Origin of the sequence: Cellulophaga baltica (genome assembly GCF_900102165.1) — a bacterium.
GTDB lineage: Bacteria > Bacteroidota > Bacteroidia > Flavobacteriales > Flavobacteriaceae > Cellulophaga > Cellulophaga baltica.
Genome location: NZ_FNBD01000004.1, coordinates 186,066 through 200,881, shown reverse-complemented (window position 1 = coordinate 200,881; position 14,816 = coordinate 186,066). Strand labels below are relative to the sequence as shown.

Here is a 14,816-nt window from a genome sequence, read left to right as displayed (position 1 = left end):
TCAGAATAAATCTTAACAATGTTTAACAGTTAATCAAAAACATATATATAATTTTGTAGCACAATAAGCGTTATAACGCTTGAACATTTAAAAAATTGAAAATGAATAAAATATTGAAGTCGTCATTTTATCTTATAGCATTATTTACCTTGTTTTCTTGTGGAAACGCAGAGAACGATGTTTTCTTTAATCCGAGTACCGGTTCTGATTTAGGACAAGGTTCTACAGTAGATCCGTGTTTAGATTTAGGCACTAGTCAACTTACCTTATCTATTCAAGATCAGTTTACTACCTTACCAGGAAAAGTTTCTATATTCTTTAAAGTGTCTGATACCGAAGGAAGTCCAGTACCTGGTTTAACCGCCAATCAATTTACCATTTACGAGCAAGGTAGAAATGACGATTGTTTTAATAAAATTTCTACATCTGAAGCACAAGCGAGAATTTCTCCAAACGCTCAGATTTTCAACAATAGCACCTTATTAGTATTAGATTTAAGTAATAGTGTTTTAAGCAGTAGTTTACAAGAATTGAAAACGGCTTCTGTTAGTTTTGTCAACAATGTTATGCCTGAAGTAGAAACTGCATCTAATAAAATGGCAATTTACTGGTTTGACGGCGAAGATCAATTACACCTATTAAATGATTTAACAGCTTCTAAAGAAGAATTAATTGCTTCTATTGACGGAATTACTGACGATATTAGCAATGACCCTTCAACAGACTTATATGGCGCTGTAATTAAATCTACTGAGAAAGCAGAAAAATTAATCAATGACACTAAAAACAATGACATTATTGGTGCTGCATCAATCGTAATCTTTACAGATGGTACAGATCAAGCCTCTCGCTATACCGAGAAAGCAGCTCTAGATAAAGTGAAAAATGCAAGCTTAAACATTTCTTATTTCACCATTGGTTTAGGTAGTGAGATTGATACTGAAGTTTTAACTAGCATAGGAAAAACGTCTAGTGTGTTTGCTGGAAACAAAGCAGAACTAGAAACAACCTTTAATAATATCTCTTATTTGGTATCACAACGAGCAAATAGTTTCTACTTATTTGAGTACTGTAGCCCTAAACGTGATGGTAGTGGGGAGAATAACTTAGCGATCCAAGTAACATCAGGTGGCCTACAAGGTGCTGTTCAAACAAAATTTAATGCAAAAGGTTTTACTGGCGGTTGCGAATAACTATCAGATTAACAATATTTTACAAGGCTACCCTGTTTGGGTGGCCTTTGTTTTTTTAAATTAAGACGTCTTTTTTTGAATTTTCATCGTAGATAATAAGCATAGAATGAAATTGTTTATTAGAAATAACTAAAAATTATAAAATGAAGAAATTATCTGTAATCACTATTGTATCGATTGTTGCTTTAAGCTCATGTGTATCTAAGAAAAAATATGTAGCCTTAGAGTCTGATTTAAATAACACGAAAAGTATCTTAACTAAAACTCAAGTAGAAAAAGAAGATCTTGAAGCTAAGATGACTAAAATTGAAGCTAGAGTTACTGAGTATAATGATAAAATAAATTCATTAAAAGAAGTTAATGATTCTCAATATAGTTCGGTAGATGATATTGCTGTAATGAGCAACAACACTAAAGAAAAAATGAAAGCTACTTTAAGTAAAGTAGATCCTGCTCTTTTAGCAAATGCTAAAACAATGGAAGATTCTATCAACTTAGCTATTTCTTACAATTTAAAGAAATCTATTTCTGATGATGAGGATGATGTAAATATTGATATCGACAAGACTGTTGTTATGATTAACATCTCTGATAAATTACTTTTTAACAGTGGTAGTTACACCGTAAGTAACAAAGCAAACAATATCCTTAAGAAAATTGCTGATGTAATTAATTCTGAGCCAAGTATGGAAGTAATGGTTGAAGGTCATACTGATTCTAGAACTATTCAAACTCCAATGTTTCAAGATAACTGGGATTTAAGTGTAAAAAGAGCCACTTCTGTAGTTCGTATTTTACAAAGTAAGTACAATGTAGCTCCAGAGAAATTAATTGCTTCTGGTAGAAGTAGCTACTTACCTCTAGTAGAAAATGATTCTAAAGAAAATAGATCTAAAAACAGAAGAACAAGAATAGTTATTATTCCTAACTTAGATAAATTCTTCGCTTTATTAGATTCTGAAGGTCTTTAATAAAGTCTAAATATATCACCAAAAAAAGGGGATGCTTCATAGCATCCCCTTTTTTTATTTATACGTTTCTAGGTAGGGTATTTAAGTATATAGTTGTTTTATATATAAAGGATGCCCCCCGACACCTTACCTACTTAAAATTTTTAGCTATGTAACACTTAAAAAGAAACCTTATGAATGTTATGTACCAAATTATAGAACAGAGTTCATTACACGGAATGCCCGTTTGGATTAAAGCTTTTGCTATAGCTTTATTTGCTTTTATTTCACTCTTACTTATTTCTATGCTTGTTTTACTTCTATTAAATATGACCAGTATAAGTGTAACATTCGGTTATTTGTACGAATAGGCTATTTTAGGATTAAAGCATTCTTAAAACTTGTTGCCTTTGATTGTAAATCAATCAAATACCCATTCACCACAGCATACATGATTTTTCCATTTTTTTCTAAGAAAAATGATGGATTAACACCTATTGCTAATCTCAAATTAGCAGGAGCTTTGTAGCTGCCTCTTGTAATGTTTAAAGGCAAAGCAGACTCCATAATTTTTTCCGGTATTCCGTTTACAGAAATATATAAGTACCCTTGCTTTAATAATTCAAAAGCATCTAATTTTAAAAATTCTGTCATGGAAGAAATTTTGTTGGGATAAATTTTACCTAAGGTTGCTGTATACCCCTTAGCATCAAAAGTCTCATATCCATAATATGTAGATAAATCTCCTTGTTCTACGATACTACTAGAAATCCAAAAATCATTATGATTTGGTTTATCATTTTCAAATCTCTGAATGCCCAAATCTAATGTGTATTCCTTTCCTAACAGTTTATAAGTAAGATTTTCAATTTTTAGATCGAAAAGCTTACGGTCATTTTCCGGTATTTTCTCATAATCAGCTATAGCTATTTCCGTATAACTTTTATTAGATATTGTATAAATTGCAGACAAAATAGAAACGTAATTTAATTTTCTAATTTCTTGCTTTTCGGTATCCTTGTTAAAGCCTCCTGATTCTATTAAAATAGCACTTGTACCCCATTTCTGAATATTATCACCAAATGCTCTAGGCTCAAAATCATCATTATACCTCCCTACTTGACCAGGCGCATAATTTTGAATAATCTTATTCATATAAACAATAATTTTCATAGCATTCGCACGCACATCATTTATATCTTTTTCATAATTATAAGCTGGTGCTAAATAGGAGATAGTAGCAGGTTTCTCTGTTCGCTCAGCATTATAATAAGTACTTTGATCGTGTAGGTTAAAACCAAAATCTGCATCTAGGCTGTCACGTACTCTTTTAAGTGTTCTGCCCTCTGGTGATTGTAGTGCAAGAGCATCTCTATTTATATCTATTCCTAAGGTATTTCTACGCGTATATACTTCTGCCCCATCAGGATTTAGCATAGGCAAAAAATGAAGGGTTAGATTACGTAATATAGAGGCCTTTTCTTTTTGAAAGTCCTTACTGTCTAAAAAATTGAGAATATCAAAAATGGCCTGTGTAGCCGTTGGCTCATCGCCATGCATTTGAGACCATAAAAAAACATTAGTTGCTCCGCTCCCTACACTTATTAAAGATAAAGGCCTACCTTCTATAGATTCTCCTACTTTAGTTACGGTATATCCTTCTTTCGCTTTAAAATTCGTTATTAGAGGTTGTATTTCGTGGTGTTTGATTCTTCTTTTAGCTAAACTAGATTCCTTATAAGTATCATATGTATCATAAAGGGCCGAAGTTATATCAGCTTGCTTTTCTGTATTTTCTTTTAGCGTAGTTTCCGCCATTTTTGATTGGCAAGAAGCCGATAAGCTCATTATGAATGAGACTAAGAGAATGTATAATTTCATCTTTTTAATTTTCAGGGACAGGTTTAAATTCTAATTTTTTAGTTGCTTTACGCACTTTTTTCATGAAACGCTCTCCTGGATCTGTTTTTACCGTTCGGTATCCCGCATCCGTTTCGAGCCATAGTTCATGACCTTCAAAATTAGTATATTCATAATGACCAATAACATAGTCTATATCATATTTATCTTTTAAATATTTTACTAGCCATATATTGGATTTCAATTGTTTTCTTGATAATGGTAAATCTGTACCACCACCCACGTTTTCTACACCAATTGCACAATGGTTTAATCCTATGACATGCCTTGCCATTTGGTTCTCCGGCATTAATTGATAAATAGTCCCATCTTGATCAATTAAAAATTGAGAAGAAACATTTAATCCGCTTACATTTTCTAAATCAGGTCTCCAATTGGGTAATTTAGCACTGTAAAAAGCATCATATGACCCCTTTAAAGTTGGAATGACCGTCCAATGAAGAACAATCATTTTTGGAGTTATTTTTGAGGTAGTAGCTTCTAAACCATACCGATCTTTCATATACTCTAGTGTTAATTGTTCTCGCTCCGCATCAAAAACAATAGGTTTTTCTATTATCGTTTTTTTTACCACACATGAGGTCATTGCAAGAAACAACAATCCACACAAAAAATAATTCTTCATTAGCTCAACTCCTATTTAATATTAAAAAACTAAAATTAACGAATAGCCGCAGACAAAAGAGTACTATCTTCTTCTTTTAAATAAAAAATAGTAAGTTTTTTTCTACCCCACTCCTTTGCTTTTTTCTTATTAGTTCCCATATACACATCTATCTTATTTCGATGTCTAAAATGCATTTTATCTTTTACTAAAAAAGTATCTGGAAAAGTATCTATTCTAACCATGGTGTTGTATTTTAATCCTTTTCGCATTAAATCTCGAGAAACCGCTATGCTTTTCATCCCAGGCTTTAAGGTATCTCCCCAAGCGGCTATATTCGCATTTTCCGCTGTAGTCTGTGAAGGCAAAGAATTATACGCAGTTACCGTTACCTTCAAAGGCTGCCAATCATGCAAATCTAATTTTTGCTTTTCTTCCTGCTTACAGCTTGCCAATAAAAATAAAACTACTACTACATAATAACATTTTTTTAAAACCATCATTAGTAATTTTTAATTTGGGAGTTTACACTTTTCATAAACAGCATTCTATACATATGATTATAGCATTAACCCTTTTTTACCGCAATAAAGTACTTCTTCTTTGATACCTCTTGCAAGCGCGTTACACTGTAAAATCAATATACATACACTTGTTATATTCTAGCTCACTAAAGCCTTATTTATTAGCTATATTTATACGTTAATTAAAGATACAATAAATCTACAAATTCGTTTTCAATGAAAATTTTCAAAAGAATTCTCATAATACTTGCCCTTGCACTGCTTGTCATTGGCTACTTAAATTATCCTAAATTAAATTTAATCGCTGGTTTTGCTTCAAAAAACATGGCCTCAAATGTTTTTATAAGTGATAGAACTCCAGGATCTGTAGCCGAAAATGATAATAACGTTCCCCTTATTAAATTAGCTAAAGTAGAACTTAGCGCTAAAAGTGCTATAGGTACTGTATTTGGACTAATGCCAAGGAAAACAGTTTACAGAGAAGGCTTAGGATGTGTCTTAGTAAATGAATCTTATGATGAAAACCAGCCGTACCTGCAACCCAATAGAACTAACACCAGTACATCTGAATATCCTTTTGAAGTTAAACTAGGGACTGATAGTTTATTGACAAATGTAAATTTCACAAAACTACAGGCAGCCCTAGAACATGCTTTTTCTGAACCAGCTATAAAAAAAACAAGAAGTGTTCTAATCTACCACAAAGGTCAGATTATTGGAGAGAAATATGCAAAAGGCTTTACAAAAGAGTCCAAAATCTTAGGCTGGTCTATGACTAAAAGTGTACTAGCAACTTTATATGGAATGCTTGAATATCAAGGAAAAATAGATTTAAATGCCCCTGCTCCTATTGCTGAATGGCAAAAGGATGAACGAAAAAATATTACCCTGAACCACCTGTTACGAATGCAAAGCGGATTAGATTGGGAAGAGAACTATACCCGAATATCTGATGTCACTAAAATGTTATTTTTAGCTAATGATATGACGAAAATGCAAGTAGAAAAAGAAGCTGTCGCTAAACCAACAGAAATCTGGAATTATTCCTCAGGAACTACAAATTTACTATCGGGCATTTTAAGAGATCGGTTTACTAATCGACAAGAATACCTAGATTTTCCATATAAAACACTCATTGATAAAATTGACATGCACTCTATGTTATTAGAAGCAGATATGGACGGTAATTATGTAGGCTCTTCTTATGGATGGGCAACTACACGTGATTGGGCTAAATTTGGGATTCTTTACCTCAATAAAGGTAACTGGAATGGAACGCAATTGTTTGATGAAAATTGGTCAAAATACGTAGCAACTCCTACAAAAAATTCAGAGGGCGTTTATGGAGCACATTTTTGGCTAAATGCTGGTGGAAAATTCCCGGATGTACCTAGAGACATGTATTCAGCCAATGGCTTTCAAGGACAATATGTCTTTATCGTGCCTTCAAAAGATTTAGTCGTAGTACGCATGGGGCTTTCTGAAAACCCAATTTTTGATGTGAATGAATTTTTAAGTGAAATTATTAAAGCTATACAGGAATAAGAACAGCGTTCTATGTGGTTAAAAACAATTTTCAAGCGCTATACCACAATTATCCCTAAGTTGACAACAATAGTTACAAGAACCCTAATTTGAAGTGTATATTTACTATGTAATAAAGAAATTAGATTAGTTTTTCATTTTCATATAGTGTTCTCGTAAAAAGAGCTTTAACCAATGGTTAAAGCTCTTTTTTAATATATACTACTAGTAAATTTTACTTCGTTTGAACAATATGTGCATTTGCCATAAATGCATCTTGCATTCTAGTCATTCGCTCATCAAACTCAGTTCCAAAAACAATGTATTGACATTTTTCTAAACTCTCTGGTGTTCTAATTAAATCTGAATAAGAACTTGCTTTAATTAAAAATTCAGCATCTTCTACCATGAACATTTTTAGAGCCCCAAGATTAATACCGTTGAGGTAAAATATTTTATTTAAACGTTTTGGTGTCGCTATTACCACATCTACCCCGTCATATATATCTGCACGCTGGTCCTCTATGCTTTGTTCATCGTAAGCACAGTACACCCGAATATCCATTCTTCTAGTGTATATTTCAAACTCTGCCGCTAATTCTAAGGCCGATTTTTTATCTTTTACAAAGATTAAGGCTCTAGGAGCATCTTCAAAAGCTTTGCACTCTAATTTTTGAAGTACTGCAATAACAATAGCTGTTGTTTTTCCCGCACCTTCTGGAGCAATTCCAAAAACACTTGCTCCTCCTTTTATTTTAGAAAGTACCGCTTTTTGAAAATCGGTATACTGGGTAATTCCTTGATTTTCTAAGACCTCTTTTAATTCTGGCTGTAACTTTTTGAACGACATAGTTTGTTGTATTCGAAATATATTTTTTAATCTTCTTAAGCTAAATAACATCTTTTAAAACCTACACCACATAAAATGATAGGTTCACAACAATAGTTTTAAAAAGATGTAGAACTGCTATACTTTAGCAGTGTTACAAAAACAGAATAAAATTTTTCATTTTCATATAGTGTTCTCGTAAAAGGCCTTTTCTTCACTGAATAGGTCTTTTTTAATTTCTGAAAATAAAAGAAATTTTAAACTATTGTTTTCCTCTCCTTAAGGAATCCATTTGTTTTTACCAAAATCTGGTTTACGCTTTTCCAAAAAGGCATTTCTACCTTCTTTAGCTTCTTCTGTCATATAGGCTAAACGTGTAGCTTCTCCTGCAAATACTTGCTGCCCAACCATACCATCATCTGTTAAATTCATAGCAAATTTAAGCATCTTAATAGAGGTTGGTGATTTTTCTAAAATCTCTTGTGCCCACTGGTACGCAGTATCTTCTAGCTCATCATGAGGGATAACAGCATTTACCATTCCCATGTCGTAAGCCTCCTGTGCCGAATAGTTTCTTCCTAAAAAGAAAATTTCACGTGCTTTTTTCTGACCTACCATTTTTGCCAAGTAAGCAGAACCATAGCCACCATCAAAACTAGTAACATCTGCATCTGTTTGCTTGAATATAGCATATTCTTTACTTGCCAAGGTTAAATCACACACTACATGTAATGAATGACCACCACCTACGGCCCAACCCGGAACAACAGCAATCACTGCTTTTGGCATAAAACGAATTAATCGTTGTACTTCTAATATATTTAAACGGTGCATACCATCTTCACCTACATAACCCTGATGGCCCCTAGCTTTTTGATCCCCACCACTACAGAAAGAATACACGCCGTCTTTTGTAGATGGCCCTTCTGCGGTAAGCAAAACAACCCCTATTGAGGTATCTTCTTGCGCATCGTAAAATGCTTGGTATAATTCACTTGTCGTTTTAGGTCTGAAAGCATTACGCACATTAGGCCTATTAAATGCTATACGCGCAACTCCATCACACTTTTTATAGGTAATATCTTCAAATTCCTTTACCGTTTTCCAGTTGATTTTTTCCATTTTTCAATTTCACTTTAATACTTCAAAGATAAGAGAAAATATATGGATAGTTTGCTTAAATACAAATGGTATGTAAAGAGATAGCAGGTATAATTTAAGACCGCAAAAAAAGTTAATTCTAATACTTAGGCATTTTTAGCTTCAATCCACTTAGCCATATATTTGGTACTCTGCATTGTTTGATGCAGCAACAAATTGCCCACAATGTTTTCTTGCCGGTGGCGTATTAGGTTTTTCTGGATTTTTTCTAAGGCTGTTATAAATTGATGTTCTAAACGGACAGCATCATAATTGGTTTGTAAAATTTTAAATCCATTCTCTTGGGCTTCTATCCATTTGGCCTCATTCGTATACAATGCGATAGCCTTTGCTGCAAAATCTACCTCATCTATAGCGATTGCTCCATTCCATGGCAACCCATCTGCCATACCCTCTACTCCTATTGGCGTAGTGATACTTGGCGTACCAAAACGCATGCTATCTAATAGCTTCCCTTTTATCCCTGCTCCGAAACGCAAGGGAGCAAGATTTAATCTAGCATGCACAAATGTGTCTTCCAAATTTTCAGTAAAACCGTTAACATAAAAACCCTCTTTTGGTTTATGCATTTGTACCACCTGTTGCGCTAAATAAGAACCATAAATATGCAAATTGGCTTCTGGTAGTTGTTTTTTAATTAGCGGCCAAATTTTAGTTTTCAACCACAAAACAGCATCTACATTAGGAGCATGTTTACCGTTACCAATACAAATGAAATCTTTCCGTGCTGAAAAATCTGGGTAGGACGATGCTTGCTCCTCAGAAAGTGCCTCTACCATAAACGGTACATGTAGTAAGAGTGCCGAATCTATTTTAGCTCTTTTCTGCAAGAGCTCCATTTCAAAGGTGGAAATAATTAAACTGATATCACAGCGATATATACTGGCTATTTCCCGTTTAGCCATATCGGTTTGCAACCATAATTTAGAAGAAAACGAAACTTGTTTTTTAAATAATTCTTCACGGATATTGCGCAAGCTATGAATATCTTCCGTATCCAAAACACGGAGCGCATTAGGCGCATGTGCAACTACTCTCCAACCAAATTGCTCTTCTATTATAAAGCGATCGAAGATGACAATATCTGGTTGTAAATCTGATACAAACACATCAAAAGAGGTACTATTCAGTTTAATTGGAGCTTTGGTAATCTGCAGTGCGTTTAAATCAATACTAAAGTCGGATTCTGAAGCAGTACTTGCAAAAGTTACCTGGTCATTTCTTTTCAGAAAAACTTGAAGTAATTGCATCATACGTGTTCCAGCAGCAGTCGTAAGCTCTGGCCAATTTACACCTATAAATAATACTTTTTGCATTTGATTTTACTATAACTTCTCGGAAAATTTTTGTGAGATTTTTAAACGCAATTTACGCTCATAGTCTTCTGCAAGCCATTCCTTATAGTTTTTTGTATTATTCATGATACAGTAGGAATACAAACGAACTCTATACTCAATATCATCTTTTAGTTGTTTGGCTAAAATACGAGCATCAAAAACATCTTCACTATTCTCTATACAAATTCTAGCATGTTGATCTATACTGCGCTCTAAAACCAATTTAGATTTTTTCCCTTCAGCAAAAACCTTTTTATATTCTGCTTTTACATCAAAACTTAAGTTTGACGATTTTGAAAATTGAGCCCGTAAATCATCAGGCATTTCATATACAAAGTCGCGCTCTATTTCCTCATCATTTCTAATATTCTCTAAGTAGAAATCTGGAAAATGAAAAATTTCTTTCCAATCTATAGGCGCATCCCACATTCCAAATCGGGCCACGTTATTTCCCATATCGATCACCGTAAACGTATCTTTGTTCGGTAAGATACGAGAACCTCTACCTATCATTTGAAAGTATAGGGTGAGTGATTTTGTAGCTCTATTTAAGATGATAGTTTCTACTGTAGGCTCATCAAAACCAGTAGTTAAAATACTAACCGAAGATAAAATAGCATCTGGAGTCTCAGAAAACCATTTTAAAATATCCTTCCGCTCAGAAGCAGTATTCTTATTGTCTAAATGGCGAATGTTATAACCTGCCTTTTTAAAAGACTCATAAACATATCGAGACGTATTAATTCCGTTATTAAAAATTAATGTTTTTTTACCCTTCCCAATTTCTTCATAGGTTGATATTAACTTAGACACCATGCTGAAATTTCCATAGAGCTCGTCGGAAGATTTCACGGTATAATCTCCACCAACACCAAGTTTCAAGGTCTTTAAACTTACATCTTTATGATATACCTCTGCTTTGGCTAGAAAGTTCTTATCAATCAATGATTGTATAGACTCCCCAATGATAAGCTTCTTATAGTTATCCTTCATCGGAAGCTTAATATTAGAACTTAGAGGTGTTGCCGTAACCCCTAAAATAATAGAATTTTCGAAATATTTAAAAAGCTTACGGAACGAGTTATAATGCGCCTCATCTATAATAACAAGACCAATATCATTAAGTTCTACTTTTTCTTCTTGTAGCCTATTGTTTAAGGTCTCTACCATCGCCACAAAACACATGTATTCATCTTGATCTACAAGTTCCTTGACACTACTATTAATTACTTTATTTTTTACCCCAAATGTTTTAAGCATTCTTGAGGTTTGAGCCCCCAATTCTATACGGTGCGTAAGTACAATTACTTTTTTCTTCCGCTCGTTAATAAAACGGCGCGCTATTTCTGAAAAAACCACTGTTTTTCCTCCACCTGTCGGTAATTGATATAAGAGGTTAACATTATCATCAGATTCATTTAAAAACGTAAAAATAGTATTCAAATCTTCTAACTGATAATCGTAAAGTGTCTTCTCCGTGGTCTGCTTTTCTAACTTCAAATGTTGCCCTATCTTTAAATTTTTAGTTGATATTTCTGTAACTCATGTACGAAAATGCCAATTTTACAAAACTAGCAGATTTTTGTGCTTAAATAAAATATTAGTTCTTAAATAAATTATTTATGTATCAATTTTATCTAAAACTCTAGAAAATTCTTCTAGATTAGGCCAATGCTGTTCTTCTACAGTATTATATATAGTTGCTATTCTTTTATTAAAATCTTGTAATAAATTTTCTTGTGATATATACACTACTGCTTGATCAAAAGAGTTCAGCATACTTTTATAAAACGTATCTGCCACATTCTTTTCCGATGAGAACGATTGTGCAATTTCTAAATTATAAAGCATAAGATCTGCTAAGAGGTGAGCTTCTACACCTAGCTTTAAATAGTGTTTTATAAATTTCTGAGCGATAGATCTTCTGGCACGTGCCCGCTTACGGCGAACAGGAAAATATTCATTTGAAATTTTAATTTTAGCAGCCTGAATAAGTTTATCTTCTTTTGGATTGAAAGTAAAATCATAATATTCTTTAACGACTGGGAACCTTTCATACAAATCTACAAGCTGCGCTTCTAATTCTTTTTTAGGTGCTTCTGAGACAAATTTCTTTAGGGCTGTTTTACTCATACCCCACAAATATAGGGAGCAAAAACAATGAAGACAAGCTTTCATATCTCATAAACTTATTTCAATTATTTTTTTTTATTTACGCCAATATTTGGAAAAGTCAAAAAAAAAGTGTATAATGTCAGTTCGAACAATAGATAAATATATGAGGCAACTAAAGATAATTAAGCAGGTAACCAATAGAGAGTCTAAATCATTAGATAAATACTTGCAAGATATCAGTAAAATAGATTTAATAACCGCAAATGAGGAGGTTGACTTAGCGCAACGAATAAGAGAAGGAGATCAGGTAGCCCTTGAAAAATTAACTACAGCGAATTTACGTTTTGTGGTATCTGTTGCGAAGCAATACCAAAATCAAGGTCTTACATTACCAGATTTAATTAATGAAGGAAATGTTGGTTTAGTGAAAGCTGCCAAACGTTTTGATGAAACAAGAGGTTTTAAATTTATCTCGTATGCTGTTTGGTGGATTCGACAAGCAATTTTACAAGCCTTAGCAGAACAATCGCGTATTGTACGTTTGCCGCTGAATAAAATTGGATCTATCAATAAAATTAAGAAAGCATTTTCTTATTTAGAGCAAGCTCATGAAAGACCACCTTCTGCAGAAGAAATTGCAAAGGAACTAGAAATGACAGTAAGTGAAGTACAGCAATCACTTAAAAATACAGGAAGACACGTATCTATGGATGCCCCTTTAAAAGAAGGTGAAGATTCTAACTTGTATAATGTTATTGGTTCTGGAGAATCTCCTAACCCTGATAAGCAATTATTACAACAGTCTTTAAATATTGAGATTAATAGAGCTTTAGAAACTCTTTCTCAACGTGAGGCAGATGTCGTGAAGCTTTATTATGGAATTGGAGACCAACACTCTATGACTTTAGAAGAAATAGGTCAGACTTTTGATTTAACACGTGAGCGTGTGCGTCAAATTAGAGAAAAGGCTATTCGTAAGCTGAAACATAATTCTAGAAGTAAAATACTCAAAACCTATTTAGGTTAAAATAAAAAAAGGCTCGCAAATTGCGAGCCTTTTTTATATGTACAATTCTCTTTTTCTAAGAACGACTTAATTCGTTGATATTATAATTTCCTAAAATTTCATTCAAATTGTTGATGAAATTTACATAAGCTGAGTTTTCTTGATTCTTGTTTGCCATAGGTTTGTTTTTTTTGTACGTTACTGCCTCTCTTTTTTTTTAGAAAAAATCTAATTCTACTAATTCATTTAAACTTAAAATCTCATTGAGATCTTGTAAGAATGATAAATATTCATCGCCGTAGGTATCGTAAAGCATAATTAAAAGATTTGGGTTAATTACATGATAAATGTATAAGAATAGTAGAAGTGTTACAATTTATTGTGGTGAAACTAGGGAAATTTGTTGTCAACGTAATTCGAAGAAATAGTGAATATGTTTAAAACTTAACTTGATAGATAAAACCTAAAGTTCCTGCAATAAAAAATTTGCCTGGATCAAAACTCAACTCTTGTCTAGTGACTCCCAGCATTGTTTTAAGGGTGTTAGGATTGTTTTTAATGGTAAACTGGTATTCTAGATTTAATTGTTGTGTTTCTAAATACAACAAGGTTTCTGCTAACAGCGTGGTACCGCTTCTAAATTGTTTGAGGTCTGAAGTGTATCCATAATTAAAATTACCGCCAATATAATTGTATTTATCTTTCAAGTACTTTCGCGCTAGCAAAGAACCTGAAACACTAAAGGTATTGCCTTCTGATGGCGTGACATAAGGCCTAACAGAGAAAAAATAATTTCCGCTATACAAACCAAAAGATGCGGTATAGATATAAACATCACTCGTTACAAAATTAAGATATCGTGCCCCTAAAGAAACCTCCATGGCCTTAGGTAAATTTACATACAACTCTGCCCCTCCTCTGTGCTTTGGAAAAATACTAGCATCAGAAAAACCATAATTTGTATAGATGTATACTTTTTCAGAAAATTTTGGGTACGCATCAACTTCATACTGAACACCACTAGTATTAAATCTATTGGCATAATTAATACGAGGAATGATACTCCCATATTTTGTATGTCTCGTATAACTTATACTCGTCAAATACATAGGATCATACACCTTATCAAAAACATCTATACTCCCGGAAATATCAATGCTGTTTTTTGGCTCAATTACTGCTACTTGCAGTGTATCTAATTCTTGAAGAGATACGGGCATTTGTAAAGCTGTGATAGCGGCAATAGCTTCTTCTTTTAATGCACTTAGTGTTGCATCATCAACAAGATATAACAAACCTTTATTAGATAAACCTACTGCGGTAGTATAATTCTCAGCATAAATTTCATTCTTTATAGCAGCTACCCAAACTTCTTTATTTTGTTTTTCTAATGAGGTAATAATATTAAATTGTTTCCTAGCTTCATCATAAGCACCATCCCAACTATATGTTTTTGCAAGAAGTGTACGCACATCTGTGTAATTTGGATACTTCGAAAGAATAAACTGCAAGGTATCTCTGGCTTCTGACCTACTTCCTGCAAAAGCAATTGCCTGCGCATTTAAAAAAGAAGCATCCGCATCACCAGAATATACAGCCTCTTGTGCATTTACACAGAATAGTGTTACACATAAAATTAGTACCAAGTAAGTT

14 protein-coding genes are annotated in these 14,816 nt (G+C 33.3%); 5 read left to right on the top strand and 9 right to left on the bottom strand.

Features of this window, described 5'->3' with window-relative positions:
* Positions 1–101: 101 nt before the first annotated feature.
* The 3 genes from BLQ19_RS08695 (at position 102) to BLQ19_RS21235 (ending at position 2,514) form a co-directional block, all read left to right on the top strand.
* Positions 102–1,193, top strand: a complete 1,092-nt coding sequence (locus BLQ19_RS08695) for a vWA domain-containing protein (protein ID WP_074538068.1) — start codon at positions 102–104, stop codon at positions 1,191–1,193.
* A 143-nt stretch (positions 1,194–1,336) separates the two neighbouring features.
* Positions 1,337–2,164, top strand: coding sequence for an OmpA/MotB family protein (locus tag BLQ19_RS08690; protein WP_074538067.1), 828 nt, complete (start codon positions 1,337–1,339; stop codon positions 2,162–2,164).
* Positions 2,165–2,337: 173 nt separating this feature from the next.
* Positions 2,338–2,514 (top strand): hypothetical protein, encoded by a 177-nt coding sequence (locus tag BLQ19_RS21235; protein WP_175444419.1) that lies wholly within the window; start codon positions 2,338–2,340, stop codon positions 2,512–2,514.
* Position 2,515: 1 nt separating this feature from the next.
* On the opposite strand, the gene BLQ19_RS08685 is transcribed toward BLQ19_RS21235, so the two are convergent.
* Genes BLQ19_RS08685 through BLQ19_RS08675 form a run of 3 tightly spaced genes read right to left on the bottom strand, consistent with a single transcriptional unit; the run spans position 2,516 to position 5,170 of the window.
* Entirely contained in the window at positions 2,516–4,024 is a 1,509-nt protein-coding gene (locus tag BLQ19_RS08685; RefSeq protein ID WP_074538066.1) for a M14 family zinc carboxypeptidase, read from the bottom strand.
* Positions 4,025–4,028: 4 nt separating this feature from the next.
* Positions 4,029–4,688 (bottom strand): peptidoglycan recognition protein family protein, encoded by a 660-nt coding sequence (locus BLQ19_RS08680; protein ID WP_074538065.1) that lies wholly within the window; start codon positions 4,686–4,688, stop codon positions 4,029–4,031.
* 35 nt (positions 4,689–4,723) lie between these two features.
* The gene (locus BLQ19_RS08675; RefSeq protein ID WP_310733901.1) at positions 4,724–5,170 is read right to left on the bottom strand and encodes a 3D domain-containing protein; all 447 of its coding nucleotides are present in this window, start codon (positions 5,168–5,170) and stop codon (positions 4,724–4,726) included.
* 237 nt (positions 5,171–5,407) lie between these two features.
* Here BLQ19_RS08675 and BLQ19_RS08670 point away from each other — a divergent pair, with 237 nt between their 5' ends.
* Positions 5,408–6,736: a serine hydrolase domain-containing protein gene (locus BLQ19_RS08670; protein WP_074538064.1), complete on the top strand. Its 1,329-nt coding sequence runs from the start codon at positions 5,408–5,410 to the stop codon at positions 6,734–6,736.
* A gap of 214 nt (positions 6,737–6,950) precedes the next feature.
* Here the strand turns inward: BLQ19_RS08670 and BLQ19_RS08665 are convergent, their stop codons facing one another.
* From BLQ19_RS08665 to BLQ19_RS08645, 5 genes are all read right to left on the bottom strand, one after another.
* On the bottom strand, positions 6,951–7,565 hold the full coding sequence (locus BLQ19_RS08665; protein WP_074538063.1) for a DEAD/DEAH box helicase: 615 nt from the start codon (positions 7,563–7,565) through the stop codon (positions 6,951–6,953).
* Between the two features lie 258 nt (positions 7,566–7,823).
* A complete protein-coding gene (locus BLQ19_RS08660) occupies positions 7,824–8,666 on the bottom strand; it encodes a 1,4-dihydroxy-2-naphthoyl-CoA synthase (protein WP_175444418.1) in 843 nt (280 codons plus the stop codon).
* Positions 8,667–8,791: 125 nt separating this feature from the next.
* Positions 8,792–10,021: a glycosyltransferase gene (locus BLQ19_RS08655; protein WP_074538062.1), complete on the bottom strand. Its 1,230-nt coding sequence runs from the start codon at positions 10,019–10,021 to the stop codon at positions 8,792–8,794.
* Positions 10,022–10,030: 9 nt separating this feature from the next.
* Positions 10,031–11,542, bottom strand: coding sequence for a DEAD/DEAH box helicase (locus BLQ19_RS08650; protein ID WP_025615489.1), 1,512 nt, complete (start codon positions 11,540–11,542; stop codon positions 10,031–10,033).
* A 120-nt stretch (positions 11,543–11,662) separates the two neighbouring features.
* Positions 11,663–12,175, bottom strand: a complete 513-nt coding sequence (locus BLQ19_RS08645) for a DUF6155 family protein (protein WP_074538061.1) — start codon at positions 12,173–12,175, stop codon at positions 11,663–11,665.
* Between the two features lie 145 nt (positions 12,176–12,320).
* Here BLQ19_RS08645 and BLQ19_RS08640 point away from each other — a divergent pair, with 145 nt between their 5' ends.
* Positions 12,321–13,184 (top strand): sigma-70 family RNA polymerase sigma factor, encoded by an 864-nt coding sequence (locus tag BLQ19_RS08640; RefSeq protein WP_024481196.1) that lies wholly within the window; start codon positions 12,321–12,323, stop codon positions 13,182–13,184.
* A gap of 416 nt (positions 13,185–13,600) precedes the next feature.
* On the opposite strand, the gene BLQ19_RS08635 is transcribed toward BLQ19_RS08640, so the two are convergent.
* Positions 13,601–14,809, bottom strand: a complete 1,209-nt coding sequence (locus BLQ19_RS08635) for a YaiO family outer membrane beta-barrel protein (protein ID WP_254788296.1) — start codon at positions 14,807–14,809, stop codon at positions 13,601–13,603.
* Positions 14,810–14,816: the final 7 nt, after the last annotated feature.